Here is a 25,762-nt window from a genome sequence, read left to right on the forward strand (position 1 = left end):
CCGTGGAGGTTCTTAGGGCAGACGCCGGACGAGTTGAAAAGCAGCCAGCGACGAGTCGTTGTTGCGGTGCGTCAACCTGCGGAACGAAAGACCCGCCCCGCCGTTACGCAAAACCGGCTCGCGACAGGCAAATCGTTGAAAAGACTGTCTTCCGTTCCGGTCATCCAGACCTGACCGCCGGTTTCGCGCAGCCGGTCGAACAGCGCAGCTCGTCGCGACGGGTCGAGATGCGCCGCCACTTCGTCGAGCAGCAGCACCGGCGGCTGGCCGCGATGGGCCGTGACCAGCGCGGCATGGCCGAGCAGGATCGAGAGCAGCAGCGCCTTTTGCTCGCCGGTCGAACAAAGCGCGGCGGCCTGCCCCTTCGCAGCGTGGGTCACGGCCAGATCCTGCCGGTGCGGACCGGACAAGGTGCGCCCGGCGGCGGCATCGCGGCGGCGTTCGCGAGCAAGGCGAATTGCCAAGGGTTCATCGCCATCCTCCTCCCCTTCGATCGCCAGCAGCGGGCGGGCGAAGGGATGGTCGGGCCGATCCTCCAATACCGCGCCGAGGCGCGAAACCAGATCGGCGCGGGCGGCGGCAAGGGCCATGCCATGCTCGTCCATCTGCGCTTCGAGCGCGCTCAACCAGGAAGGGTCGGCAGCGGACAGATCGTTCAGCAGCCGGTTGCGGGCCCGCATCGCCGCTTCATAACGGGCGCTGTGCGCGGCATGGCCGGGATGGAGCGCCAGCGTCAGCCGGTCGAGAAAGCGCCGCCGCCCGCCGGGACTATCCATGAACAGCCGGTCCATGGCGGGCGTGAGCCAGACGATGGAGAGATGATCCGCCAGCGCATTGGCGGAGGAGGAGATGCCGCCGATCCGCACCTGCCGCCGGTCGGGAGCGGAGGCGAGCACGCCGGTTCCCAGCATCACGCCGTCCACTTCCGCCGCTATGCCGAAGCCGCCTCCCCCGTCCTGCCGCACCATGTCGCGCAGGGCCGCGCCGCGCAAACCGCGGCCGGGGGCCAGCATCGACACGGCTTCCAATATATTGGTCTTGCCCGCGCCATTGTCGCCGGTCAGCACGATGAAGCTGTGATCGGGCATGATCAGCGCATCCGCATGGTTGCGGAAATCGCTCAAGGTAAGACGGCCGATCATCGGCTCGCTCTAGCGACACCGGCGGCAATGGGGAAGCGGTTCAGCTACACCGCTTGCGCGTCACCGCCCTGCCGTCATCGATCACCGTCAATTCGCGACCACCCGCCGAAGGACGCAGCTCCAGCTTCCTGTTCCAGCTCTGCCCTTCTCCGGTAAAGGCCGCATCGATGCGGATTCGGCCATCCGGGCCGTGTGACACGCCGGTCGCCTTGCCTTCGCTTTCCAGAAAGACAAGGCTGGTGGGCGTGATCGTCAGTTCCATCTCGGTCGCGCGGTCGGCGCAACTTTCGTCAAGACCGGCCCAGCGCCCCTGAATGCTGGCGGGGATGGTCGCGCCAACCGGCCCCGACGGGGGCGAAATGTCCGGCGCCGGTTCGACGGTCTGGATGCCGTTCTCGCCCTGCGGCACTTCGCGGACGTTGTTCATCGCCTCGTCCACGATGTTGGTGGCGATGCCGGACTGGTCGCTTTGCTTGTCGCCACAGGCCGCAAGGACGATCAACGGCAGGAGAATCATCACGCGCATGGGAGAGAAACCGCCCTTTCGCCAATGGGTTCCGGCCATCGCGCACTCTCGATTCATTCCTGCTATACTCCTGCTCGACAAGGGAGATATGCCATGGCCGTGCTGGGAATGGGTGGATTTTTCTTTCGCGCCCGCGATCCGGAGGCGCTTGCCGGCTGGTATCGCGCGCATCTGGGCGTAGGCGCGGGCTGTTCGGCCGATCCGCAGGTCGCGCCCAACATCCACACGTGGACGGCGCAGGGCGGACCGATGGTCTTCGCCCCCTTCCCCGCCGACAGCGACTATTTCGCCGCCGACAAGGCGTTCATGATCAATTTCCGCGTGTCCGATCTGGACGGGATGCTGGCGGACTTGCGCGCCGCGAACGTTGCAGTCATCACCAGGGCCGAATGGGATCATCCGGAGGTGGGCCGCTTCGCCCGCATCCATGATCCCGAAGGCAATGCCATCGAATTGTGGGAGCCGCCGCTATGAAGAAGAAGCCGATGATGAAAAGCGTGAAGATCGCCCTTGCTCTTGCCGCTGTGGCGGTGGGTGCTCAGGGAGCCGTGGCGGCGCTGGCCGTAGGGGCCAAGGCGCCCGACTTCACCACCCGCGGCGCGCTGGCGGGCAAGACCTTCACCCTGACGCTGTCGCACCAGTTGAAGCGCGGGCCTGTGGTGCTTTATTTCTTCCCCAAGGCGTTCACGCCGGGCTGCTCCGCCGAGGCGCGGGAGTTCGCGGAGCATATCGAGGATTTCAAGAAGGCGGGCGCGACGGTGATCGGCATGTCGGCCGATCCGGTGGACGATCTGGTCGCCTTCTCCACCAAGGAATGCGCGGGCAAGTTCGCGGTGGCGTCGGCCGGGCCGAACATCGTGTCGGGCTATGACGTGGCGTTGAAGATGCGACCGGGCATGACCGACCGCACCTCCTATGTCATCGCGCCCACCGGCCGCATCGCCTTCGTCCATAGCGAGATGAACTATGCCGGCCATGTGAAGAGCACGCTGGCCGCCGTAGAGGCGATGAAGCAGAAATAAGAATCATTCGGCTCAGCCTAAGCCGAATGATTCTTATTTTTTCACATATTTGCCGAACCAGCCAAGCGTCGCCTCCCAGGCGGCCTTGGCGGCGGCTTCATTGTAGCTGGGGCGATAGTCCGCCATGAAGCCATGGTCGGCGCCGGGATAGACGGTGATCGCGTCGGGCGGCGACTTGCCCGCGATTTTCAGCGCGGCCTGCATCTTTTCGACATCCGCGACCGGGATGCCCTTGTCCAACGCGCCATATTGACCAAGTACCGGAGCCTTGAGCGCGCTCACCTGCTCGATGACGTTCAGGGGCTGCAATTCGGTCTTCTCGCTGATCAGGCGGCCATAGAAAGCGACACCTGCATCCAGTTGCGCGCTGTGGGCGGCATAGAGCCACACGACCCGCCCGCCCCAGCAGAAGCCGGTGATGCCGCGCCGCCTGCCGTCGCCGCCATGGCTGCCCGCCCAGCCATAGGTCGCGTCGATATCCTTCAGCACCTGCGCGTCAGACGCCTTGGACACGATGGTGGCGATCAGTTGCTTGAAATCCGCCACCTTGGTCGCATCGCCATGGCGCGCGAACAGGTCGGGCGCGATGGCGTAGTAACCCGCCTTGGCACAGCGGCGGCAGATGTCGCGAATCCATTCATGCACGCCGAAAATCTCATGCACGACGACGATGATCGGCGCGGCCTTGGCGGCGGCAGGACGGGCGACAAAGGCGGGCATGGCGAAACCGTCGCTCGACTTGATCGACACCCGTTCCTCCTTCAGCCCGTCGCCGGGGGTCTGGACGGCGCTGCTCGAAATGGGGCGGCAGGCAGCGGCGAAACCAGCGGCGAACGCCCCGCCCGCCAACAGCTTGCGCCGATCGAACCCCGTCGAGCCGATCCAGTTGCGGTCTTCCGGCAAACGTTCGGGCTGATCCTGCATATCGGTCACGCGCATCTCTCCTCAAGCCATGGCCGGGGAGCCTAATCGCGCCCGCGCCTGGCGCAAGTCCTTCTCAGGCAAGGAAATCGCCGCTCTCGATCCGCTCCAGCGCGCTGACCTCCCAATTGTAGATATAGGTCCAAGCCTCCACCGGGCCATTTTCGCCCCGGACGGTCAGCCGTTCGCGGCGATATTCATGCGGCTCGGGAAAATGACTGGCGCATTCCTCATAGTCGTCGAGGACGGCAAGGCTCGCCGCAGGATCGGCCAGCGCGAACAGGTCGCCTGACACCTCATCCGATCCTCCCGGCACGAAGGCAGGATAGCTGGCCACGCGATAGAGTCTGCCTCGCGCCACAGCCCGGCCAGCATGGCGCGCCACTTTTCCAAGCCATTCCGCCATCGGATCGTCAAAGCCGGGGCGCAGCGTGCCGTAGACGAAGAGCAGCGGCTCGCTCAGAAACATCTCCTGAAAATATTCCCCATTTGCAGGAAATTAGCCCAATTTACAGAAATTTTTTCGCCATGAAATGGCGCAAGGCTCGCAAAAAGCCCCGAAATTGCGGGCTGAATGGAAATTGGCACGGCTCCTGCAATCTTCCCGGCATCATGGCCGGATGGTCCGGCCCGCCTATTTTCAGGGAGTATATCATGTTCGCCAAGCTTCAGAACGCCGCTTTCGCCCTTACCAGCGCGCTGCTGGTCGCCGGACTTTTCATCAGCGCCGCCATCCCGGTCACGCCGATCGCCTGATCCCATAGTATAGATACAAGAAGGCCAGATTCATGAACAACAGCTTCACCCTCGACCGCCGCAACGGAAAGATCATGGGCGTGTGCGCCGGTCTTTCCCACCGCACCGGCCTGGATGTCACACTGATCCGCATTGCGGTTGTGCTGCTGACGCTATGCGCCCTCGGTCCGGTCGGCGTTGTCGCCTATCTGCTGGCAGGCTGGCTGGCGGAGGGCTGACCAGGATCGGCCAGAATAACCATAATGAAAGAGCCGCCCATGGATTTATCCGGGGCGGCTCATTTGATGTCCGTCAATGACGGTATAGATCGGGCCATGTCGCGCTCAGGCAAACAGCACCGAATAGAAGGTCAGCATCTGTGCGCCAACCGCAACCATGAGGGCAACGCCCTGAACCGTATGTCGCATATCGTTCGTCCTGCAAGTTTTTGTTTTATCATTGCCGCTAGGGCAAGCAGGCCTATGCCCCCGGCACGAAATTGTAACAATCGCAAAGGACGATTTCGCAGTTGCAGCAAATGCAACAGTCGCTGTTACTCCAAAGTCACAATCATCGTTTGCGCCGCCGCTGGCGCCCGCACCTTCGCACCGCTGATGAAAAAGGCATAGACGTCGCCCTTCGCGGCCTGCGCCCGCGCCCCATCGGCCCAGCGCTCGATTTCCTCGGGCGAATAGCCGGCCGGCTCTTCCTCCCGCGTGCGCATCAGCCGGGCATAGGAAAAGCCGGCATCCTGGCCGCGCAACGCCGGATATTCCGGATGATCGGCGTAGACGACCGCTGCACCCGCCGCATGCGCCAGATCGAAAAAGGCCGGATCGTCAAAGCTTTCGTGCCGCACCTCCAGCGCATGACGCAGCGGCACGCCATCGACCTTCGCGGGCAACAGCTTGAGGAAAGCGCCGAAATCCTCCGCATCGAATGTCTTGGTCGGCATGAACTGCCACAGGATCGGCCCTAGCCGGTCGCCCAGTTCGACCAGCCCCTGATTGACGAATTTCGCAATGGAATCGCCCGCCTCGGCCAGCACCCGGCGATTGGTGCAGAAGCGCGACGCCTTGACCGCGAACTGGAAACCGTCGGGCACTGCCCTGGCCCAATTGGCGAAGGTCGCGGGCTTTTGCGTGCTGTAATAGGTGGCGTTGATCTCGGTAGCGGTCAGATGCTCGCCCACATAGGCAAGCTCGTCCTTCTGCCGCAGCCCTTCGGGATAGAAGGTGCCACGCCATGGTTCGAAGACCCAACCGCCGATCCCGACCCTGATCTTTCCGCTCATCCTGCGCTCTCCTTTGCCGCGCATCCTGATCGGCAAAGATGATTCATGCCATCGCCTTCTTCTACAAGCAGGCATGTAAGAAGATCACCGCGCGGCGCCGAACGCGATAGAGTGCGCAATCAGCCGCGCTTTGCCTAAGATTTTCGTTTGAGGCCGAGCAGCCACGGCTTCACCCCGCGCGTCGGATGCGCTGTGCCGTCGAGCCGCTTCGCACGGATGATCCTGATCGGCTTGACGATCATCTGCCCACGCATCGGCCCGGATCCGCAACAGGTCGGCACGGCGAGAATCCGCTTCACCACATCCATGCCCGCGACGACATGGCCGAAGGCGGCATAGCCGATATAATCGCCGCGCGCGTCCATATTGGGCGTCGGTCCCACGGTGATGAAGAAATTGCCCATTGCCGAATTGGCGCGGTTGGGCCGCGCCATGGAAAGCGTCGCATCGAGATGCCTGATGCCCGTCCGCGTCGTCGGCTCGTGCCGAATCGGCGGCAGGGACCGGCGCGCATCCGTGTCGATCCCACCCTGGATCAGCCCCAGCCTCGCATCGCTCTTGCGCCGCGCCGCGCGATAGAAGGTGACGCCGTCGAAGCGGCCGTCATCGACATAGGTAAGGAAATTGACGGCGGTGATCGGCGCCCGGCGATCGTCGGTCGCAACCACGATGGTTCCGACCGAAGTTTCGATCGCCACTCGGGTATGACCGGGCGTCGGGCGGTTGGCGGATTGCGCATGGGAAGCGCCAGACAGAAGGGCAAGGAACGGGATCAGGCAACGCGGGACAGCAGAATGCATCGGCAAGAAGGCACGCTCATCAAAGAAGGATATGGCCCAAGGCTAGAGCGCTTGCACGCACGGCGCAACCGGGTGGAAAGCAACTGATTTTCACCGCTTTCCTATGAAGCAAGTGGTGACCCCTACGAGTGTAGAACTTTTGTCTCGGGCGATGCCGGGACGTACCTAACTACACTGTAAAATCAACAATTTGTCTTGTATGGTGTTCGCGGTCGGTCGTCCTGATTTGCCTGAATTTGGCTCAAAATGTGGGAACGATTGTGGGACCAATTCCTGCCCGGAAGTGTGGGAACGCCTGCGATGCCCAAAGCGGGAACCGAACCGATGGCACTGACAGCATTGAAGGTAAAGAACGCGAAGCCCGGTCGGCATACTGATGGCCGGGGACTGTGCCTGCTGGTGAAGAACAGCGGCGCACGAACTTGGGTGCTACGGATGCAGAAGGATGGGCGACGGCGCGATTATGGGTTGGGATCGGCGCTGGACGTGTCGCTGGCCGAGGCGCGGGAAGCGGCGACAGCATTGCGGCGGAAGGTCCGCGAGGGAACCGATCCGGTCGCCGAGCGACGCAGGGCGCGCAAGGTGGTACCAAGCTTTGAGGCGGCGGCACGGGACTGCTACGAGGCGTTGAAGGAAGGCTGGAAGAACAAGCGTCACGCCAATTGGATTTCCAGTTTCGAGAACCATGTGTTTCCTGCGATCGGCACGAAGCCGGTCAACGAGGTGGACAGCGCGTGCGTGGTCGAGGTGTTGTCGCCGATCTGGCTGACCATCCCTGACAGCGCGCGGCGCATCTTACAGCGCATCGGCGCGGTGCTGGACTTCGCCCATATCAAGGGATGGCTCCCCGATGAGATATCCTTGCGCTCGGTGCGCAAGGGACTTCCCCGTCAGGTGGACAAGGGCGGGCATCTGGAGGCTATGCCCTATGTGTACGTGCCCGCGCTCATGCGGAAGCTGGCGGCGGCGTCGCCCACGACCGGTCGCGACGCGCTGCGCTTCACCATCTATAACGCCGTGCGGTCGAACGAGACGCGCTTTGCCATGTGGTCGGAGTTCGATCTGGACAAGGCCATCTGGACCATTCCGGGCGAGCGGATGAAGGCGGGCGAAACCCATGTCGTGCCGCTGTCCGCGCCTGCCGTGGCGCTGTTGCGCAAGCGGTGGAAGGAGCGCACCAGCGACACCGGCCTTGTGTTCAGCAATGACGGGGAAAAACCGATCAGCGACATGACCATGACCAAGCTCCTGCGCGATGACGGGATCAAGGGCGTGACAGTCCACGGCTTCCGCTCGGCCTTTACCGATTGGTCGTCGGAGCGGACCCGCTTCCCCAAGGAGGTTGCCGACAAAGCGCTGGCGCACAAGCTGCCTAACAAGGTGGAAGCGGCTTACCGGCGCACCGATTTCTTCGATAAGCGCCGCAGCCTGATGGCCCGCTGGGCGGAGTTTCTGGACAAGGAGCCTGCGAAGGGCGGATCGGACGCCAACCCCACAGCGTCCGAACCCGTCAGCCTTCGCGCTGCCGCCTGATGAGGTCGTGCAGGCTGGCGGTAGTGATGCGGGTGGCCTTGCCGAGCTTCACCGTCTCGACCTCGCCCGCCGCGATCAGCGCGTAGAGCTTGGTGCGGCCGACCCCGATCATATGCGCCGCGTCATTGACGCGGACGCAGATCGGATCGGGCCGTGGAGGCGCGGTCATTGTACCTGGCTCCCGGCGTGGTCGTCGCGATAGCCGACAGGATCGGCCACCCAGCGATTGACGGCGGATTCGTGCCAACCCGCGCCGTGGACGCTGATCTTTACCTGGCGGGGGAAGGTGCCTTCGCCCATCTTGCGATAGAGCGTGGTGCGGGAAAGCCCGGTGCGGGCGAGAACGGTCTTCAGGCGGATGATACGATCGGGGTTGTTCATGGGGCAATCTCTTCAAATCAAGGTGTTGCACGCGCCCCTGTGGGCCAGCATCGGGCAGCATGGCGCACTGGGCAAGAGCCCTTGCGGGGCCAAATGAGGCCATTCCGGCTTGGACGGGTGGGTGCTGGCGGTGAATGGCGTTCAGGGGCGTCCAGGGGCGGTCCACGACGTAGCTCTGCCGGAGGGCGTGACCATCGCAGAATTTTTCCCACTATGTCCCAAACAGCACGCCGGTCAGTGCTTTATGCCGATGGGTACGGCATTGCGCATTGGTCAGGTCGAATCATTCATGGCAATTCTCCAAATCATCGGAGGTCTGCCCGCCAGTGATGAGGCTGCGTCGCATCGTCCCGCGCTGCAAGGGGTGGGGCACTGTAGTGCCGATTGAAGCATTTCAGTGCCGGTTGCGCCAATATCGGCCCCGAAAGACGCATTGAACCATAACGCTATGTGTTATATATGCGGACGAGAACAGGAGAGCCGCCATCCAACGTATATTCAAGAATGGCTGGTTCGAGCGTTTCGCGCGCAAGGAGCGCATTGCCGATTCGGCGCTTCGGGACGCGGTGCAACGCGCCGAAAGCGGGTTGGTGGATGCCGACCTTGGCGGCGGCGTCATCAAGCAGCGCGTGGCGCGGGCCGGTCAGGGCAAGTCTGGCGGCTATCGCACGCTGATCCTGTTCCGGCAGGGCAGCCGGGCGATATTTGCTTTCGGCTTCGCCAAGAGCGCACAGGCGAACATATCGAAGGCGGACCTCGCCTTGCTGCGCAATGCGGCGACCGAGGCGCTGGAATGGAACGACGAGGAACTGGACCGGCTGGTGGCATCGGGAGCGCTGGTGGAGATAGACGATGAGAACGACGGTGAAGGATAAGGGCTATCGCAGCGAGATCGCGGGCGCGGTCCACGAGATGATGAGCGACGCGCACGACGCGGGCGTTATGTCGCGCGCAACACTTCGCACTTTTGATGAGGCGTGTCTTGCGCCGGCCCCATCGCTGGCAGGCGATGAAATCCGCGCCATCCGTGAGCGCGAGCATGTCTCGCAGCCGGTGTTCGCCGCCTATCTCAACGTCTCCCGCAATCTCGTGTCGGATTGGGAACGCGGCGTGAAGCGCCCCGGTGGCCCCGCCTTGCGGCTCTTGTCCATCATCCAACGCAAGGGGTTGCAGGCGGTGGCCTAATTACCCCTTCGTGTTTCACCTGTTTTTCGCACATTGCCGGGATGACCGCCTTTGGCCGTTTGCGGTCGGGCCGGTTCCGAGCGACAAAAGTGGGTTAGTTGCCCTTTGCGCTTCCTATCGATGACCCCCTCTGGAAGTTACTGCGCCAAATGAGAATCCCGTTAGCTGCGGTCCAGAGCGGTTCTCACGGTCTGGTGGAGAGGCTGTCCGAGCAGGCGGCGCACATTTCAGTGATCACTTGCTGTTGACGCATCTGGCCACCCGCCGCCTTCAAGCGGCGGATGGAATTCTTGCAGCCGGACGAGTTAGTTCTTCCTACCCATGAATTTGTAACGCAGCGTCAGCATGGCCGCGCGCGGCGCGCCGGGCAGGTTGAGGTTGGCGCTCGTACCATGTCCCGACACGATATAATGCTTGTCGAAGATGTTGGTCACGTTGACCTGCGCGGTGATCGAACCCAGTCTATACCAGGCCATCGCATCCATCGTGAAATAGCTGGGCAAGGTGACGGTGTTGGCCGGATCGGCGAAGCGGTCGCTCACATAGTTGCCGCCAGCGCCCAGGCCGAAGCTGTCACTGAAATCCTTGGCGATCCAGGCATTGACGGCATGGCGCGGTGTGATGGTCGCGCGCTTGCCGATCAGGGCCACATTGGCGGAGTCCACGATCTTGGCGTCCAGATAGGCATAGCCCAGGATCGCCCGCCAACCATTTTCCAAATTCACCGTGCCCGACAGTTCGATGCCGCGCGTGCGCTGCACACCGATGGGGATAAGCACCGTCGGGTTGGCGGGATTGGCCGCCTTGATCCCCGACCGGCGCAAGTTGAACGCGGAAATGGTGGTCGCGATCCGCCCGTCAAGGAAGCTGAACTTGGCGCCCGCTTCCTTATTCTCGGTCTTCTCCGGCGCGATGTCGGCATTGTTGGCCGCGATGGAGAAGGCTTCGCCCGAGGGCTGAAAGGAGCGGCTCCAGGAAACATAATAGGACTGGCTCTCCGTCGGCTGCCAGACCAGGCCCGCGCGCGGACTAGCCTTGGTGTCGGTGCGCGACAGGTCGGACCGGCCGGGCAGATGGTCGTCAGTGGCCTGCTTGAACCGGTCATAGCGCGCGCCGACCAGTGCTTTCAGATGCTCGCCGATCGACACCAGATCCTGCACATAATAGCCGAGCGTATCGAATGTGCCGCGATTGTCGGCGGTCAAAGCGCCGTTGGTCGTGATGACGGGCAGGACCGGATTGAACAGATTCACCGTCGCAATGCCGTTGCGCGAATGGGTCGCAACATCCTTGATCTGCCGCCCGACCTCGACACCGAACAGCAACTGATGCTCCATGCCGGCGAAGCGGACCTTGCGCGTCAGTTCAAGCTGGTCGAACCAGCCATGTTCGTTGCGGTCGAGCGCCGACCGGTTGAGCGAAACCGTCTGCGCCGCTTCATTGACCGTTCCCGGCAGCGTATTCTGCCGGTCGAGGCTGTAGTCATAATAGCGGAAAGCGTTGCGGATGCTGGTGTCTTCGTCAATCTTGTGGGTCAGCGTCACCGTGCCCGAATAGACCTTCGACTGGCTATAATCGTCCTTTCGCGCATTGGCGGAACCATAATAGGTGGAGCGCGGCACATCGACCGGGCGTCCCCGATAAGCCGGGATGCCGAAGTCGGTTACGCGCCGATCGCGCAGATAATCGCCCTGGACCAGCAGTTGGGTCCGCTCGTCCAGCTTGAGCGAGACTGACGGCGCGATCGTCTCGCGCCGAAGGAACTGCTGGCTGCGAAAGCTGTCGGCCCGTTCGATCGCCCCGGTGAGGCGATAGGCAGCCATGCTGTCCTCCGGCGCGATACCGATATCGGCTTCGGCGCGACGATCGTCCCAGCTGCCATAGCTGACGCCGATCTCGCCCAGATTGACGCCCGGTTTCTTGGTCACGCGGTTGATGAGGCCCCCCGAAGACCCCCGCCCGAACAGGACCGAGGCTGGCCCTTTGATGACTTCGACGCGTTCGATATTGGAAAGGTCCCGGAAATAGAGCGCATCGTCGCGCAAGCCGTCAACGAACTGGTCGGCAATCGCGGAGAAGCCCCGGATGGAAACCTGATCGCGCTGCCCGTCGCCATGGGAAAAGCCGACGCCCGGCACATTCTTCAGCACATCCTGCATGGACAGGGCGCGCTGGTCGCGGATGACAGCCTCGGTCACGACGTCAACGGTCTGAGGGATGTCCTTCAGCGGCACGTCGATCTTGAGCGCGCCGACCTGTTTCGGCGTATAATCAAGGCGATCCGCCGTAACGACGATATCGGACCGATCCGCCTCGTCAGCGCTTGCATGGACGGGCAAGGCGATGGCGGCAAACGCCACCGTGGCGCGCAGATGGCGCGATGCAAGCTTGGAAAACATGGACCCCCGATACAATTTGCGACAATGGTGATATTGCGAGGCGGTCGCATATATTGGAGGCAAGAACCTGTCAACGCGATCCTTTGATGAACGATTCCTGACTACCCTGTTCAGAGAGGCGCCAGAGATGTGCCGCAATAACGCTGCTCGTGGAGACGAAATCGTCTGTGGAGGAAGAAAATGATGATGCGCAAACCCCTGATGGCCCTATCGCTTGCCGCTTCGATGCTTGCCGGGCTTCCCTCTCTGGCCCACGCTCATGATGGCAGGGGGAGCTGGTATAAATACGAAGAATATCATGATGATGGCGATGACGATGATGACGATGACCGTCCGCGTTACCGCCGCAGCTATTATGAGGAACGGGACTATCGCCGCCCCCGTTACGCCGAACCGCGGCGCTACCATTATCGCGAGCGGCGCGATCGCTGTGGCGGTAGCGGCACCACAGGCCTGTTGCTCGGCGGCGCGGCAGGCGCCCTGCTCGGACGCTCGGTCGATCGCTATGGCGATCGTGCGCCGGGAACCATTATCGGCGCGGGCGCAGGCGCTCTTCTGGGCCGCGAAGTCGACCGCAATTCCGGCTGCTGACCGGCATATTACAGGCGCAATGAACTGAATTTCCTCCTGTGACGGGAGGTTCTGGTGCGCGGAACCGCTTGGTATCCGCGCCCTTTTTGGATGTCGCAGCAGAGATGGCAGGGTTCAGATCGAGTTCAGCCCATCTGTGCTTGAATGCCAGCCTATCCCTTCCGCTGGATGCGGACAGGGCGAAAGAACAGGAGGCAGGGGATGAAAATGCTCCGTAAGGCGGCCTTGGGTCTGGCACTGGCAGCATCCATGCCGATCAGCGCCACGCCTGCCGATGCACGCGATCATCATCGCTATTATTCCCGTCATTATGACGATGACGCAGCGCTCGCTGTGAGCGCGGGAATTATCGGCCTGGCGATCGGCGCGGCCATTGCTTCGGATAGACCGCGCTATTATTACGATGACGATTATTATTATCGTGAACGATATTATCGACCGCATTATCGGTCATATAATTACTACTATTATGACAGCTATCCGCGCTATTATGACAGGCGTTGGTATCGCTATAATGATCGCCATTGGCGTCACCACCGCCGTCATCACGACCATGATGATGACGATTGATGCGAATGACCGACGGCGATCGAATTTCGGTCAGCGATTTAGCCAGGTGCTTTGCTGGTCGAGTTTGATGCTGTCGGCAACAGGATTTCAACGGTGAGACCCACCGCTGCTGGAACGACGCGGACGTTACCGCCATGGGCAGCGGCTATGGCGGCGACCATGTTAAGCCCCAATCCGTAGCCCGATGTCGATCGGCTATGGTCGAGCCGGGCAAACCTCTGGAAGATCCGTTCGCAATCGCCGTCCGCTATGCCTGGACCGTTATCGGCAATGGTGAGCGCCACCTGCCCATCCCGCGCTTCTGTCGAGATGGTGACGTCCGTGCCCGGAGGCGTGTGTGCCAGCGCATTGTCCAGCAAATTGACAAGGCATCTTTGAATGAGTTGCCTGTCGCCGCAGATCGCCATTGGAACGATCGCCAGCATGAGTGACCTGCCCGCCTGCTCGAAAGCCGGCCGAAAAGCCTCGGCTATTTCCTCAATGACATCGTGCAATTCCACGGACTTGAAACGGCTGCGAACCGTCTGGCCCTCAATCTCGGAGATTGCCAGGATCGACGAAAACAGATCGAGCAGATCATCGGCTTCGCGGATAGCTGCTGTAAGGCGCTCCTGCTGAATGGACTCCGTTGAGGTTCGCTCCACCTCTTCCAACCGTCCGCGCAGTCGATTGAGGGGCGTTCGAAGGTCATGCGCTATATCGCCGGAAACCTGCTTGAGGTTGTTCATCAGCGTCTGGATGCGATCCAGCATGCCGTTGAGGATCATGGCTAGCCGGTCGAACTCTTCGGCCGAGCCATCAAGCGGCATCCGGCGGGACAAATCGCCCGCCATGATCGCTTCTGCTGAAGCCTCGATGGTGGAGAGCCGGCCCCTGACCAGTCGGCCCAGCCCGATCACCGCGGCGGTGCCCACCGCGAGAATGAGAGCGAAGGCACTCAGGAACAGCGCCAGCAATTTCAGGTCCATCTGATCGACCACAGCCCGGTCGGCCGCAACGACGAGACGCCCCCCTCCGGGAAGCGGCGTGTTGATAGCCTGGGCCATGGCAGGCCCCCCATCCGGCGAATGGAAGGGAACGAACTCGCTCCATCCGGGCGGTGGTACATTCGCCACAAGCGATCCAGCCCTGCGCCGCCCGGATGCGTCGGTCACAATATAACCCATGCCCCGGCCCTTGCTGTCGGCGCCTTCCAGATAGCTCACATCTTCGGGCGTGGCATGACGGTCGAGCGTGTTGACCAGATCGACCAGCGCTGCAAAGCCATGATGCCTGTGATGGGCGAGCAAGGCATCGGCCTCGATCCTGATCCGCTGGTTGATCTGGCACTCGATCTCCTCATGAACGAACCTGTAGGTGGCGAGTGCCAGCAAGGCGATGATGAGACCGGACATCATCGCGACGCCCAGCGACAATCCCCTGATCGAGCGAGGCATGATCCTATGGGGCATGGGAATCGATCATATAGCCCGAACCCCGCACGGTTCGGATCGCGTCATGGGAAAAACCCTCATTGAGCTTGGTCCTGAGCCGACTCATATGGGTTTCGACAATGTTGGTCTTCGGGTCGAAGCCGAAATTCCAGACGCGATCGAGCAACATTGTCCGCGTGACCACTCGGTCTGCGTTACGCAATAATTGTTCGAGCAGGCTGAATTCCCGGGGTTGAAGGTCGATGACCCGATGATCCCGGCGAACTTCCCGGCGCAGCAGGTTCATGCTGATGCCGCCTGCCTCCAGCAGGGTGACAGTTGCGCAGGATGGAGGTCGGCGCCCCAAGGCATTGAGGCGCGCGACCAGTTCCACAAAGGCAAAGGGTTTGATGAGATAATCGTCGGCCCCGGCTTCCAGTCCATCGACACGGTCCTCGATAGCTGATTTGGCGGTCAGCAGCATGGCTGGCGTCTGGCATCCCTGCGCGCGCACCATGCGCAAGAGCGAGAGACCATCCAGTCCCGGCAGCATCCGGTCCAGCACCAGCACGTCAAAGCCGCCTGCCAGAATGACTCCCAAAGCCTGCTGCCCGTCGGGGAAGCATTGGACCTGATGCCCCAATTCCTGGAGTCCCCGCGCGACATAGGCGGACGATTCCAGATCATCCTCCACCAGCAGAATCTTCATCGCTCACCCTCGCCATGGATGGGGTGGGGGTCGAGGGACCGAGATGACGCCCTGATTGCCATTGCTATACAATTTCCCAATGTTGCCATTCCGTGCTGGACCGACCCTACAGCAACTCTCTATCGCTGCAAATGATAACAGTTCGCATTTGCATACGAAGGGGCGCATATGACAGGTAACAGAATAGCAATTGGAATAGCGGCGGTGGCGACCGCGCTATCAACCCCAGCAATGGCCGGTGAACCGCTGTTCGGCTATGTCTACACGACGGACGTCATGCCCAAGGGCAAGACCGAGATCGAACAATGGGTCACGCTGCGCGAGGATCAGGCCAACGGCCATTTCCATGACGTCAAGCTGCGCACCGAGGTCGAGCATGGCATCACCGATAATTTCCAGATCGCCGGCTATCTGAACACGAGCTACATCTCCGCCAACCGCAACAGCGTCAACGGCACGACCGAGGGCCTCGACATCCCGCCGGCGCATAATCCGGCGCGGCCCTATAATAAATTCCGCTTCGATACCGTGTCAGCCGAAATGATCTGGCGGGTGATGAGTCCCTATAAGAAACCTTTCGGCCTCGCCTTCTATGTCGAACCTGAGATCGGTCCGCATGAGCGCGCAATCGAATTGAAGGTAATCGCGCAGAAGAACTTCCTCGACGACCGGCTGGTGCTGGCCGCCAACGCTTTCGTCGAGTTCGAGCATGAGGAGCAGGACGGAGAAATCGAAAAGGCGACCCAGCTGGAATTCGATGCGGGCGCATCCTACCGTTTCCGCCCGAACTGGTCCTTCGGCATTGAATATCGCAACCATAACGAATTTGTCGGCTATACGCTGGGGCACGGCAGCCAGGAGCATACGGCCCATTTCGTGGGGCCGAACATCCATTATGGCAGCCAGAAGTGGTTCTTCACCCTCTCCGCGCTCTATCAGATCCATGCCAAGGCCTATAATGACGAGCAGCGGGACAATATCGTCAATGGCCGCATCTATGGCGACGAGCATACGCGTTGGGACGGCATCCGCCTGAAGATCGGGAGGGTGTTCTGATGTCGGCTTCCCGCGCATCCCTGCTGGCCCTGGTCCCGGTGGTGCTGGTGGCACCGCCAGCCCATGCCGCCACCTACCTCTCCGTCGAGCAAGCGCAGGCGCTGATGTTCCCCGGCGAAACGCTGACACCCGCCTTCCGCCCGCTCAGCAATGCCGACGTGGCAGCGATCCGGAAGGCCAGCGGCGTGTCACCTCTCAACCGGCAGCTCAAAGCCTGGCGCTCGGCCCGCGGCGGCTGGTTGATCGTCGATCAGGTCGTCGGCAAGCATGAGTTCATTACCTTCGCCGTCGCCCTCGATTCCTCCGGCGCCGTGCGCTCGGTGGAGATCATGGACTATCGTGAAAGCTACGGCGATCAGGTGCGCAACCCCAAATGGCGCGCCCAGTTCGCGGGCAAGCGCAACGGTGCCGCCTTGCAACTCGACAAAGACATCAAGAATATCTCGGGGGCGACCCTTTCCTGCCGGCATGTCGCCGACGGGGTCAAGCGGTTGCTGGCGACCTATGCTATCGTCCTCGCCGGATAAGCTCGTCACCCGTTGCCAGCCCTGGCTGGGAACTTTTGTCGAGATCAGTGTAGCTGAAGCCGACATGGCAGCGGTTGAGGCCGCGTTCCGGGCGATTGCCCATATCCATGCGTGCATGTCCTTCCATAGTGCTGACAGCGATATCGCGCGGCTTCGCTCCGCCCGGCCCGGCGAGACCGTGGCGGTGGACGAAGAAACAGTGTCGGTGCTGCGGATGGCGGCTGCACTGCATGAGGCGACCGATGGCCTGTTCGATGTCGCGGTGGGACGCGCGCTGGTTCGCAGCCGCTTCTTGCCGCGTGAGGGCATCGCCCATCTTAGCCGCTATACCGGCACGACCGCCGATATCGAGATCATCGATGATCGGCATGTCCGATGCAGGAAGCGGCTGCTGATCGACCTTGGCGGCATCGCCAAAGGTCACGCGGTCGATCGCGCCGTTGCGGCTTTGCAGGCCGCCGGTGCCCGGGAGGCGCTGGTGAACGCAGGCGGCGATCTTCGGGCATTCGGAGAGCGGGACTGGCAAGTGCAATTGCGCGATGCCGACGCCGTCGTGCGCTACGGACTGGCCGTCCAAAATTGCGCCATGGCAAGTTCCGCCAATCTTCATGACCGGCACCCAATCCGGGGAACACTGCACAGCCCGCATGTCGGGAGGAACGGCGAGCCCGCACTCATCGATCATCGCGTGACCGTGCTCGCCAACAAATGCGTCATTGCCGATGCCATGACGAAAGTGGCCATGGTCGACGTGGATCTTGCCGACAGAATATTGGCAACGCACAATGGTTATGTGCTGCGTCCCTCAATGACCAGGGAGGCAGCCTGATGCCGCGACGTCGTCACGATTTAAGCCCCGATCGCAATGACGCCGATGCACTGATGAAAATCATAACTTCCGTCGGTGGAGAAACAGCGCACTGCCTCGCGCTCGTCAGCAGATCGGCATTCCCGACATTGGCAAATGGACGGATGTGGCCGGTCTCAATGAAGGATTTAGTGGCATGAGCAGACGCCCTCCCCAATTTTCGACACGCCTACCAGCCTGGCAGAAATGGCTGATCTACACGAGCTTTTCCTTGCTCGTATCGGCGGGCGTTTGCTGGCTCGTCCTGGAATATTTCGTCCGCGTTGATGGCGAGTTCGGCCCGGAGCGAAGTCCGTGGCAACCCACGCTGTTGTCGATCCACGGTCTCGCCTGCTTTGCATTTCTCGTGGCGGTTGGCGCCATGTTGCCTGTTCATGTACGGCTGGGCTTACTGGGCAAACGCAACCGCAAAAGCGGCATTGCCACAGGCAGTATCATCCTGTTCATGGCACTGACCGGCTACGGACTCTATTATATTGCGGACGACAGTCTGCGCGCCTGGGCAAGTACGGTTCATTGGCTCGGCGGGTTCACCACGGTTCTGATCGTGAGCGGCCACGTCTGGCTCGCGTGGAAACGCCATCAGACCAAGCGCAAAACTGTCCCTATACAGTTGAAGCCGCATCTGCCTATCGGCGAGGTGCCGGCACCTGAACCACAACTGGAAGCGGCAGAATGAGGTGGAACTGTTGTGGGTGACGCGACGTTATGCACTGCCTCGACACCCGTCGTCTGATGTGAACATTGGCTGTGCCCTAACGGTGCGTCGAGTTCAAATCATCAGCTTCTGGGCAGCTGCACTCCAGGTTGCTGATGTAGCGTCGGGTGCGGAAAGCCTGCGGAGGAATGACCGGTTTCGGGGTATGGGTGCGGCAGTCTGAATGGCCTGGGTTGGCGCTTAGGAGCCTGTCAGCAATCACGTGAAACGCGAGCGCCCGGTGTCACCATCGGGCAACGCCTGTTTCATTTCGGCGGGTTGATACCCAATTTCACTTTTCGTTCGGCTTCGAGGCGTTCGACCTCGCGCTCCACAATCTCTCGGATGAAAATGGCTCGCCGATTAGGGCCAAGCAGGTCGTCGATCCGCTCCGCCAACCCTTCAGGCAGGCGAACGACGGTGGTTTTCACTCCGAGCGGCGGTCTTCCCATAATGGCGTCGTAACCGGCCACCAGATGCTTTCAATCCGAACCTAATTAACAGATATCGGTTATTGCTATATGCCCGTGACATGTCCTATAAGAGATATCGGATAATCCATTTGGCCGGAAAGTGAACGCCAAGGGATCGAACGATCGAAGGGCATGACGATGGTGTCGCGAAATTTTCCTTCTGATGATTCGGCGGTGGGTACATCGCGCCGTGCACTGCTCCGGGCGCTGACCGCCGCTCCAGTTGCGGTTCCTTTGATTGCTTCGCCATGGGGTGAAGCTCTGGCCAATCTTCACAACCATTACGGAGATTCACCGGCAGCCCTTATTCGAACCAAGGCGGGGCGAGGCCTGAGCCGCTTCCGCTATCACAATGCGGAGTCCTTTTATCAGGGACTGGAGCATGGCCTCTACGACAATGACTGCGGTGAGATGTTTTACCGATCCGGCATTGTCGCCCAGCTCGCGCTTTCCTCCCACTTGCTCGACGTAGGATTTTCCGACGAGTGGAATGCCCGTCATATCCGGCTGAATGTCGCCAAGTCGCTCGTCCATGCCAACGCGACCGGCTTCGGGCATGACTGCCCCGAGATGGCGCGGCTCGCTGCCATTCTTTCCCCTTACTGGAAGTGGGGTCATGCCCATCGGATCGATGCGCCGCTCCCCGACAATGGCGGGTTCACGGTGGACGAGGTTCGCCTGCTGCTGCGCGCCGTGCTCGACCGCGTCCATGACGTCACCGGCCATCACCGCCCGAAAGGTTGGCATCGCGAACAACGGGAAACCCGCTCATGATGCCGTCCATCGACAGGGAACGTCTGGCAGGGCCGGTGCGGCAGGAGTTGTGCCGCGTCACGGCGATGCTGTTCGAAACCTTCGCGGAAAGCCTTAAGGGCAGGTTGTCCGAGCAATATCGATCAGGCCGTATCCTTACCCTGATCCTGCACGGCTCCCATGCGCGGTCCGATTCGTGGAATGTCGCACCGGAGGATGCCTTTCACCTGCTGGCGATCGTCAATCATCCCCGGCTGGCGCGCAGGCTGCAGGATTGGCGGCTGGTGCGCGACCGTCTGCGCCGCGCATGGGAGTTTGGCGAGATCGCCCGCCCGGTGCGGCTGACCGTCCATAGCCTCGAACAGGTCAACGGCGCCCTGACCGAGGGCATTCCCCATTTCATCGCCCTCGCGGGCGAAGGCATCCCGCTCTACGAGATGGAGGGTTTTCGGCTCCCTTCGCCGCGTCTGCTGTCTACGACGGAACTGCATGCGCGTGGGCAGGCCGAGTTTGCCCGCTGGCATGAACGGGCGAGCGATTTCCTGCTGGGCGCTGCCTTCTACCGAAGCGAGGGCAATGCGCCCATGGCGGCACTGTTGCTGCATCAGGCGTGCGAGCATCTTTACCAGTGTGTCCTCTGGACGATCACCCTGCATGGTCCGCGCACCCATGCGCTGGATGAATTGCGCGAAAGGGCCGAGGCGCTCGAGCCGAGTCTTTCCATCGCATGGCCGCGCGCAACCCCGTTCGAGCGCCGCGCCTTCGGCTGCATCCGTCGCGCCTATGTCGAGGTGCGTTATGGCCGTTCCTATCGCATCGGTTCCGACGAACTGGCATGGGCGATGGAACGCGTGGCGCTGCTACACAGCCTGACCGAACGGTTCTGCCGCGAGCGGCTGAACGACATGGTCTCGGTGCATGGAGAGGCATGTCATGGCCGATGCGCCTGACCCCGAGGTCGAGCGGCTCGCCGCCTACAGGAAAGCCGTCGACCGCCTGCCGGTCCTGACGCGCGTCATATTCCTGCTCGTTCGTCTGGATGCCCTGTCCTATGATGAAATCGCCCGCCGATTGTCCATCGACCCGCAGACAGTGGAATCCTGCCTCGTCGAGGCGCTCGGCATGATCCGCATCATGCTTGATGGGGCAGAACCCCGACGCCGGAACGATCCGCGCATCGCCCTTGCCGAGGCTGACCTGCATCGGCGCCATCGCGCCTATTGCAAGGAACGGTTAGCGGCATTGGGCATCGCTGGTCCGATCCCATGGTTCGAGGATGGCGACGATGACCAGACACTCATGCAGATGATCGTCGCTGCCATGCCTCCCCGCGTCCATGACACCTTCATCCTCAATCGGGTCGAGCAACTAAGCTATGCGCAGATTGCCAAGCGCCTGGGGACGTTCCAAAGGATCGTGCGGCATCGCATGCTCCGTGCCATCCGCCATATCGTGCGAGGACCGGATCGGTTCGAACAGTGGTTGCGCGATGTGGCTTCCGCACCTGCGACGATCAATTAGCCGATGGCTTCTCTGCCTCGAACGCGCGTTTGCCTTTGCGTTGCCACAGCGCCAGCGCATTGCTCCGCTCTGGCCCCCGCAGCCTGTCGGCGACCGTCAGGAACGCGCCGTAGAGCGTCGCGCGATCACCATCGGTCAAATCGACCAGCCCGGCCTTGATGACAAGCCCGCCCAGCTCGATCAGGTGCCGCGTCCGTTCGCGGCGCTTGATGACCCATTCGCGCATGTCGGTTCGCGCCTTTCGTGCCTCAAGCCGATGCCGCGCCGCCGTCGAGCGGGGGAGTGCCGCTCGGGCTGCGTTCAACTCCGCTCGTAGGCTGGCGTTTTTCGCCGCGAAAGAAAGCCGCGCCCGTCTTGCGCCAAACTTCCTTCGTCGCCGAGTCCTTCGCTGCGACGGCCTGCAGCAAAGCCCCGGCTAGCAGATCGGCGTCGAGCGTGTCGGCTCCGCACGCCGCCACTAGTTCACCCAACTGGCGGACGCGGCGTTCCTTGAGCACCTTCGCCTTGTCGGCAAGGGCTTTGAGTTCCGAATCGAAGTCGCGCGGTTTACGCATCGCAAAGTCTCCATTGAGTGACGATGGAGCGATGATAAGATAAACCTCGCCACCGCGCAGTAGAGTCGCCGGGACAGCCTGACACTGCCCAGTCCCTTCCGAGAAAAATTCGAGAAGGGCGCGCTTATACGTCGTTCCGACGTGCGCTTCGCAGTAGTAGATGGACGATCGCTATGGCGATCTACCATTTCTCCGTGCAAGTCATCGGCCGCGCCTCCGGCCGCTCCGCCGTGTCGGCGGCGGCCTATCGCGCGGGCGAGAGGCTGCACGACGAGCGCCTTGACCGCGATCATGATTTCCGCGCCCGCTCCGGCGTCGAGCATAGCGAAATCATGCTGCCGGAGAACGCACCGGAAGAGTGGCGCGACCGCGAACGCCTGTGGAACGATGTCGAGGCGTTCGAGAAGCGCAAGGACGCGCAGCTTGCCCGCGAAGTTGAGTTCGCCATCCCACGCGAGGTGACCAAGGCCGATGGCATCAAGCTTGCCCGCGATTTCGTGCAATCCGAGTTTGTCGCGTCCGGCATGATCGCAGACCTCAATGTGCATTGGGACATTGGCAGCGACGGCCAGCCCAAACCCCATGCCCATGTCATGCTCACCATGCGCGAAGCGACGCCGGAAGGTTTCGGTCAGAAGGTGCGCGAATGGAACGACCATGAGAATGTCGAGCGCTGGCGCGAAAGCTGGGCCGATCACGTCAACTCCCGCCTTGCCGAACTCGACATAGACGCGCGCATCGACCATCGCAGCTTGGCGGAACAAGGCATCGACCTCGAACCGCAAAGCAAGATCGGCGGTCCCGCGCAGCGCATGGAGGAAGCGGGCCAGCTTGCCGACCGTGCCGAGCTTCATCGCGAGATCGCGCGCGAGAATGGCGAGCGCATCATCGCCAATCCCCGCATCGCGCTCAACGCGATCACCCACCAACAGGCCACCTTCACCAACTGCGACATTGCGATGTTCGTGCATCGCCATTCGGGCGGGAAGGAGCAATTCGACGCCGCGATGAGCGCGGTGCGCGGCTCGCCCGACCTGATCGCGCTGGGCAAGGATGGGTGCGGCGAGGATCGGTTCACGTCACGCGAGATGATCGAAGCCGAGCAGCGGTTGCAGCGCGCGGCCGACCTCATGGCGGAGCGCGAGCGGCATCGCGTGTCGGAGGGCGACCGGGAGGGCGCGCTCCGTGCGGCGGCGGCGCGCGGGCTGGACCTGTCGGGTGAGCAGCGCGCGGCGTTCGACCATGCGACCGATGGGCGCGACCTGAGCGTGGTCGTCGGCTATGCCGGCACCGGCAAGAGCGCGATGCTGGGGGTGGCGCGCGAGGCGTGGGAGGATGCCGGGTTCAACGTGCGCGGCGCTGCGCTGGCTGGCATCGCCGCCGAGGGCCTGGAGAACGGCTCCGGCATCGCCTCGCGCACGCTCGCCAGCATGGAACATGGTTGGAGTCAAGACCGCGACCTGTTGACCGAACGCGATGTGCTGGTGATCGACGAGGCAGGCATGGTCGGCACGCGCCAGATGGAGCGCGTCCTGTCCCACGCCGCTGACGCGGGCGCGAAGGTCGTGCTGGTTGGCGACCCCGAGCAATTGCAGTCGATCGAGGCAGGCGCGGCGTTCCGGTCGATCCATGAGCGTCATGGCGGCGTCGAGATCACCGAAGTTCGTCGCCAGCATGAGGAATGGCAGCGCGACGCCACCCGCCATCTTGCCACCGGCAGAACCGGCGAGGCCATCCGTGCCTATGCCGACAAGGGCATGGTGCATCAGGCCGAGACGCGCGAGGCTGCGCGCGGCGAGCTTGTCGAACGCTGGGACCGCGCGCGGCAGGCCGACCCTGACGCCAGCCGCATCATCCTCACCCATACCAATGTCGAGGTGCGCGATTTGAACGATGCGGCCCGCGAGGCGATGCGCAATGCGGGCGAGCTGGGCGATGATGTGCGGGTAAAGACCGAGCGCGGCGACCGCGCCTTTGCCATCGGCGACCGCATCATGTTCCTGCGCAACGAGCGGACCATGGAAGTCAAGAACGGCACGCTCGCGACCGTCGAACAGGTGGACAAGGGCCATATGGCGGTGCGCACCGATGACGGGCGCAGCGTCGCGTTCGACACTAAGGACTATCGCGACATCGACCACGGCTATGCCGCCACGATCCATAAAGCGCAGGGCATGACCGTGGACCGCGTCCATGTGCTGGCGACCCCGGGGATGGATCGCCACGGCTCCTATGTCTCGCTGTCGCGCCATCGCGACGACGTGGACCTTCATTATGGTCGCGACGACTTCAAGGACGAGCGCCGCCTTACCGCCGTGCTTGGCCGCGAGCGCGCCAAGGACATGGCGATCGACTACGCCAAGGCCGACCCGGCCCGCGCCTTCGCCGAACGGCGCGGCATCACGTTCCGCGAGCGTGTCGCGGAAATCGTCCGGCCGGTGGTCGAGAAGGCGCGCGGGATCTTTGACAATTTCCGGCCCAATGCCGCGCCCAACATTCCTACGCAGCAGCACGATATATTCGCAGGGTTCCGCCCAAACGCGGAGCGCCCGGAACAGGACCGGGGTCGCGAGAAGCTGCCCGACATGCAGCGTGATCCGCAGCCGTTGCGTGTGGGCGGCGTTCGCGGCGCCGTTGAGCGCTACGCCAAGGCGGTGGACGCTATCCAGCAGACCCGCGCGCAAGGGCTGGACGCCATGCCGCACCAACGCGAAGCGCTGGACCTGGCGCGCGGCGCCCTGAACGCCGTGCGGCCCGAAGGCGCATCCGATCTCGACAGCGCATTCAAAAGCAGCCCGGAGCTTGTCCGCGAGGCCGCCGACGGGCGCGGCCAGGCCGCGATGCGTGCGATGCAGTTGGAGACGGAAATCCGCATCGATCCCTACAGCCGAGCGGATCGGTTCGTGGAAGGCTGGCAGCAGTTGCAGCGCGCCCATGACGAGCTTGTCCGCGACGGCAATTTCCGGGGCGCGAAGAGTACCGCGCAGCAGATGGCCGGCATGGCGAAAAGCCTAGGGCGCGATCCTCAGCTTGAATCGGTGTTGTCAGGTCGCGACCGCCGCGACCTTGGGCTGGAAGTCAGCGAACGAATGGGCCGCAGCCTGTCCAGCGCCCTTGCCGACAGCATCCCCCACGACCTTGGCCGCGAGATCAGTCGCGGTCTGGGCATGAGCCGCTAACCCTAAGGAGACGACGACATGGACGCCGAAGAACAATCGCTGCTCAATGACCCGGAACCCGCCACCGGGCCCGACGCGGCGGCCGAGGCGTTCGCGGCATTGTCGCAGCGCGTGGCCGGGATGGAGGAACGGCTGGACGGACGCATGGCGATGATGACACGCGCGCTCGAGCATATCGCTATCGAGAAGCAGAGCATCGAGATACCCGATTATACCCCGACCCTTGCCAAGATCGGCGGGCATCTGGCGATACTTGCGCCGCAGATGAAGAGGCTTGCGGACGCGCCCGCCATGCAGTTGACTCCCGAGAACATGGCGGGGCGGATCGCCGACGCCGCGAAAGTCGCGCGGGAGGCTGACAAGGCTACCATCGGCCAGTCACTCGACCTTCATCGCCGCGCTCATGCCGGGCTTGGCGAGGCCATCGGCAAGGTCCGCACGCGGACGGAGCAGCGCTGGCACATGCTCTATGCCGGCATCGGCACGGCGCTGGCCGTATCGCTCCTGTGGCTGGTCTATCCGGGCTGGACAGCCAGCATCGGCCCGCAAGGCTGGCACTGGCCCGAACGGGTCGCGCGCCGCGTGCTGGGCGAGCCAACGCTATGGGATGCCGGTATCCGGCTCTTGCAAGCCGGAAACCCCGATAGCTGGCGGGCGATCGTGGATGCGGCAGACATGGCGCGTGAGAACCGCGACACCATCGCCGCGTGCGAGACGGCAGCTTCCAGGGCTAAGGAACCGGTGCGATGCACGATTAGAATAGGCCACTAGCCTTCGCGCCGACCGCTCGACGATGGACGGCGAAGCCCACCAGCCACTACTGCGCCTTTAGGGAGGCGCGCGGCCGGTCACCTTTGCTACGCGACAAGGTAATGGCAGAAGAATCCAACCGGACTATCCTGCATCAAGGCGAT

General features: G+C 62.4%; 31 protein-coding genes. 17 read left to right on the forward strand and 14 right to left on the reverse strand.

Going from position 1 to position 25,762, the window contains the following annotated elements:
• Positions 1 to 71: 71 nt before the first annotated feature.
• Positions 72 to 1,142 (reverse strand): DNA replication/repair protein RecF, encoded by a 1,071-nt coding sequence (gene recF, locus K426_RS18440; protein ID WP_066560250.1) that lies wholly within the window; start codon positions 1,140 to 1,142, stop codon positions 72 to 74.
• A gap of 40 nt (positions 1,143 to 1,182) precedes the next feature.
• Positions 1,183 to 1,707 carry a hypothetical protein gene (locus K426_RS18445; protein ID WP_237229840.1) on the reverse strand — a complete coding sequence of 175 codons (525 nt, stop codon included), beginning with the start codon at positions 1,705 to 1,707 and terminating at the stop codon, positions 1,183 to 1,185.
• A 54-nt stretch (positions 1,708 to 1,761) separates the two neighbouring features.
• On the opposite strand from K426_RS18445, the gene K426_RS18450 reads away from it, so the two are divergent.
• Together K426_RS18450 and K426_RS18455 are read left to right on the forward strand one after the other, a co-directional pair.
• Positions 1,762 to 2,142: a VOC family protein gene (locus tag K426_RS18450; RefSeq protein ID WP_066560257.1), complete on the forward strand. Its 381-nt coding sequence runs from the start codon at positions 1,762 to 1,764 to the stop codon at positions 2,140 to 2,142.
• A gap of 11 nt (positions 2,143 to 2,153) precedes the next feature.
• Positions 2,154 to 2,690: a peroxiredoxin gene (locus K426_RS18455; RefSeq protein ID WP_443018226.1), complete on the forward strand. Its 537-nt coding sequence runs from the start codon at positions 2,154 to 2,156 to the stop codon at positions 2,688 to 2,690.
• 33 nt (positions 2,691 to 2,723) lie between these two features.
• Here K426_RS18455 and K426_RS18460 read toward each other — a convergent pair whose 3' ends face one another.
• Both K426_RS18460 and K426_RS18465 read right to left on the reverse strand, forming a co-directional pair.
• A complete protein-coding gene (locus tag K426_RS18460; protein ID WP_176392353.1) occupies positions 2,724 to 3,614 on the reverse strand; it encodes a dienelactone hydrolase family protein in 891 nt (296 codons plus the stop codon).
• Between the two features lie 73 nt (positions 3,615 to 3,687).
• On the reverse strand, positions 3,688 to 4,074 hold the full coding sequence (locus tag K426_RS18465) for a gamma-glutamylcyclotransferase family protein (protein WP_066562002.1): 387 nt from the start codon (positions 4,072 to 4,074) through the stop codon (positions 3,688 to 3,690).
• 325 nt (positions 4,075 to 4,399) lie between these two features.
• Between K426_RS18465 and K426_RS18475 the strand changes: the two genes are divergently transcribed.
• On the forward strand, positions 4,400 to 4,585 hold the full coding sequence (locus K426_RS18475) for a PspC domain-containing protein (protein WP_066560285.1): 186 nt from the start codon (positions 4,400 to 4,402) through the stop codon (positions 4,583 to 4,585).
• A 314-nt stretch (positions 4,586 to 4,899) separates the two neighbouring features.
• Here the strand turns inward: K426_RS18475 and K426_RS18480 are convergent, their stop codons facing one another.
• Both K426_RS18480 and K426_RS18485 read right to left on the reverse strand, forming a co-directional pair.
• Positions 4,900 to 5,640, reverse strand: coding sequence for a DUF72 domain-containing protein (locus K426_RS18480; protein ID WP_066560287.1), 741 nt, complete (start codon positions 5,638 to 5,640; stop codon positions 4,900 to 4,902).
• A 134-nt stretch (positions 5,641 to 5,774) separates the two neighbouring features.
• Positions 5,775 to 6,440: a peptidylprolyl isomerase gene (locus K426_RS18485; RefSeq protein WP_066560289.1), complete on the reverse strand. Its 666-nt coding sequence runs from the start codon at positions 6,438 to 6,440 to the stop codon at positions 5,775 to 5,777.
• A 300-nt stretch (positions 6,441 to 6,740) separates the two neighbouring features.
• Between K426_RS18485 and K426_RS18490 the strand changes: the two genes are divergently transcribed.
• Positions 6,741 to 7,973 (forward strand): tyrosine-type recombinase/integrase, encoded by a 1,233-nt coding sequence (locus K426_RS18490; RefSeq protein ID WP_066560291.1) that lies wholly within the window; start codon positions 6,741 to 6,743, stop codon positions 7,971 to 7,973.
• On the opposite strand, the gene K426_RS18495 is transcribed toward K426_RS18490, so the two are convergent.
• Together K426_RS18495 and K426_RS18500 are read right to left on the reverse strand one after the other, a co-directional pair.
• The gene (locus K426_RS18495) at positions 7,951 to 8,142 is read right to left on the reverse strand and encodes a helix-turn-helix domain-containing protein (RefSeq protein ID WP_066560295.1); all 192 of its coding nucleotides are present in this window, start codon (positions 8,140 to 8,142) and stop codon (positions 7,951 to 7,953) included. The two genes, K426_RS18490 and K426_RS18495, sit on opposite strands and share 23 nt — an antisense overlap.
• On the reverse strand, positions 8,139 to 8,354 hold the full coding sequence (locus tag K426_RS18500) for a helix-turn-helix transcriptional regulator (protein ID WP_066560297.1): 216 nt from the start codon (positions 8,352 to 8,354) through the stop codon (positions 8,139 to 8,141). The genes K426_RS18495 and K426_RS18500 overlap by 4 nt, the downstream gene beginning before the upstream one ends.
• A gap of 494 nt (positions 8,355 to 8,848) precedes the next feature.
• Here K426_RS18500 and K426_RS18510 point away from each other — a divergent pair, with 494 nt between their 5' ends.
• Both K426_RS18510 and K426_RS18515 read left to right on the forward strand, forming a co-directional pair.
• The gene (locus K426_RS18510) at positions 8,849 to 9,229 is read left to right on the forward strand and encodes a type II toxin-antitoxin system RelE/ParE family toxin (RefSeq protein WP_257721818.1); all 381 of its coding nucleotides are present in this window, start codon (positions 8,849 to 8,851) and stop codon (positions 9,227 to 9,229) included.
• The gene (locus K426_RS18515) at positions 9,207 to 9,539 is read left to right on the forward strand and encodes a helix-turn-helix domain-containing protein (RefSeq protein WP_197672728.1); all 333 of its coding nucleotides are present in this window, start codon (positions 9,207 to 9,209) and stop codon (positions 9,537 to 9,539) included. Before K426_RS18510 ends, K426_RS18515 begins: the two co-directional genes overlap by 23 nt.
• Positions 9,540 to 9,844: 305 nt before the next feature.
• Here the strand turns inward: K426_RS18515 and K426_RS18520 are convergent, their stop codons facing one another.
• Positions 9,845 to 11,938, reverse strand: a complete 2,094-nt coding sequence (locus K426_RS18520; RefSeq protein WP_066560308.1) for a TonB-dependent receptor — start codon at positions 11,936 to 11,938, stop codon at positions 9,845 to 9,847.
• A gap of 183 nt (positions 11,939 to 12,121) precedes the next feature.
• On the opposite strand from K426_RS18520, the gene K426_RS18525 reads away from it, so the two are divergent.
• Both K426_RS18525 and K426_RS18530 read left to right on the forward strand, forming a co-directional pair.
• Complete coding sequence (locus K426_RS18525) at positions 12,122 to 12,529, forward strand: glycine zipper 2TM domain-containing protein (RefSeq protein ID WP_443018198.1); 408 nt, start codon at positions 12,122 to 12,124, stop codon at positions 12,527 to 12,529.
• Positions 12,530 to 12,730: 201 nt separating this feature from the next.
• On the forward strand, positions 12,731 to 13,099 hold the full coding sequence (locus K426_RS18530) for a hypothetical protein (protein WP_066560312.1): 369 nt from the start codon (positions 12,731 to 12,733) through the stop codon (positions 13,097 to 13,099).
• Positions 13,100 to 13,137: 38 nt separating this feature from the next.
• On the opposite strand, the gene K426_RS18535 is transcribed toward K426_RS18530, so the two are convergent.
• Together K426_RS18535 and K426_RS18540 are read right to left on the reverse strand one after the other, a co-directional pair.
• Positions 13,138 to 14,550, reverse strand: coding sequence for a sensor histidine kinase (locus tag K426_RS18535; protein ID WP_237229841.1), 1,413 nt, complete (start codon positions 14,548 to 14,550; stop codon positions 13,138 to 13,140).
• Positions 14,540 to 15,220, reverse strand: a complete 681-nt coding sequence (locus tag K426_RS18540; protein ID WP_066560321.1) for a response regulator transcription factor — start codon at positions 15,218 to 15,220, stop codon at positions 14,540 to 14,542. The genes K426_RS18535 and K426_RS18540 overlap by 11 nt, the downstream gene beginning before the upstream one ends.
• A 231-nt stretch (positions 15,221 to 15,451) precedes the next feature.
• On the opposite strand from K426_RS18540, the gene K426_RS18545 reads away from it, so the two are divergent.
• From K426_RS18545 to K426_RS18560, 4 genes are all read left to right on the forward strand, one after another.
• Positions 15,452 to 16,276, forward strand: coding sequence for a DUF6662 family protein (locus K426_RS18545; RefSeq protein ID WP_066560322.1), 825 nt, complete (start codon positions 15,452 to 15,454; stop codon positions 16,274 to 16,276).
• Positions 16,276 to 16,803 (forward strand): FMN-binding protein, encoded by a 528-nt coding sequence (locus tag K426_RS18550; RefSeq protein WP_066560325.1) that lies wholly within the window; start codon positions 16,276 to 16,278, stop codon positions 16,801 to 16,803. The genes K426_RS18545 and K426_RS18550 overlap by 1 nt, the downstream gene beginning before the upstream one ends.
• On the forward strand, positions 16,781 to 17,632 hold the full coding sequence (locus tag K426_RS18555) for an FAD:protein FMN transferase (protein ID WP_257721799.1): 852 nt from the start codon (positions 16,781 to 16,783) through the stop codon (positions 17,630 to 17,632). The genes K426_RS18550 and K426_RS18555 overlap by 23 nt, the downstream gene beginning before the upstream one ends.
• 175 nt (positions 17,633 to 17,807) lie before the next feature.
• Positions 17,808 to 18,350, forward strand: a complete 543-nt coding sequence (locus tag K426_RS18560) for a DUF4405 domain-containing protein (RefSeq protein WP_145907433.1) — start codon at positions 17,808 to 17,810, stop codon at positions 18,348 to 18,350.
• Positions 18,351 to 18,634: 284 nt separating this feature from the next.
• On the opposite strand, the gene K426_RS18565 is transcribed toward K426_RS18560, so the two are convergent.
• Positions 18,635 to 18,841: a hypothetical protein gene (locus K426_RS18565; protein ID WP_237229842.1), complete on the reverse strand. Its 207-nt coding sequence runs from the start codon at positions 18,839 to 18,841 to the stop codon at positions 18,635 to 18,637.
• 174 nt (positions 18,842 to 19,015) lie between these two features.
• On the opposite strand from K426_RS18565, the gene K426_RS18570 reads away from it, so the two are divergent.
• From K426_RS18570 to K426_RS18580, 3 genes are read left to right on the forward strand one after another with little or no spacing between them, the layout of a single operon-like run.
• Positions 19,016 to 19,615 carry a hypothetical protein gene (locus tag K426_RS18570; RefSeq protein ID WP_237229843.1) on the forward strand — a complete coding sequence of 200 codons (600 nt, stop codon included), beginning with the start codon at positions 19,016 to 19,018 and terminating at the stop codon, positions 19,613 to 19,615.
• Positions 19,612 to 20,544 carry a HEPN domain-containing protein gene (locus K426_RS18575; RefSeq protein WP_066560333.1) on the forward strand — a complete coding sequence of 311 codons (933 nt, stop codon included), beginning with the start codon at positions 19,612 to 19,614 and terminating at the stop codon, positions 20,542 to 20,544. Before K426_RS18570 ends, K426_RS18575 begins: the two co-directional genes overlap by 4 nt.
• Positions 20,528 to 21,115 (forward strand): sigma factor-like helix-turn-helix DNA-binding protein, encoded by a 588-nt coding sequence (locus tag K426_RS18580; RefSeq protein WP_066560334.1) that lies wholly within the window; start codon positions 20,528 to 20,530, stop codon positions 21,113 to 21,115. Before K426_RS18575 ends, K426_RS18580 begins: the two co-directional genes overlap by 17 nt.
• Here K426_RS18580 and K426_RS18585 read toward each other — a convergent pair.
• Positions 21,108 to 21,341: a conjugal transfer protein TraD gene (locus K426_RS18585; RefSeq protein ID WP_066560338.1), complete on the reverse strand. Its 234-nt coding sequence runs from the start codon at positions 21,339 to 21,341 to the stop codon at positions 21,108 to 21,110. The two genes, K426_RS18580 and K426_RS18585, sit on opposite strands and share 8 nt — an antisense overlap.
• A gap of 22 nt (positions 21,342 to 21,363) precedes the next feature.
• Entirely contained in the window at positions 21,364 to 21,669 is a 306-nt protein-coding gene (locus K426_RS18590) for a conjugal transfer protein TraD (protein ID WP_066560342.1), read from the reverse strand.
• A gap of 173 nt (positions 21,670 to 21,842) precedes the next feature.
• On the opposite strand from K426_RS18590, the gene traA reads away from it, so the two are divergent.
• On the forward strand, positions 21,843 to 24,848 hold the full coding sequence (traA, locus tag K426_RS18595) for a Ti-type conjugative transfer relaxase TraA (RefSeq protein ID WP_066560345.1): 3,006 nt from the start codon (positions 21,843 to 21,845) through the stop codon (positions 24,846 to 24,848).
• An 18-nt stretch (positions 24,849 to 24,866) separates the two neighbouring features.
• A complete protein-coding gene (locus K426_RS18600) occupies positions 24,867 to 25,619 on the forward strand; it encodes a DUF6118 family protein (protein WP_066560353.1) in 753 nt (250 codons plus the stop codon).
• Positions 25,620 to 25,762: the final 143 nt, after the last annotated feature.

Source organism: Sphingobium sp. TKS, from assembly GCF_001563265.1.
Classification (GTDB): Bacteria; Pseudomonadota; Alphaproteobacteria; order Sphingomonadales; family Sphingomonadaceae; genus Sphingobium.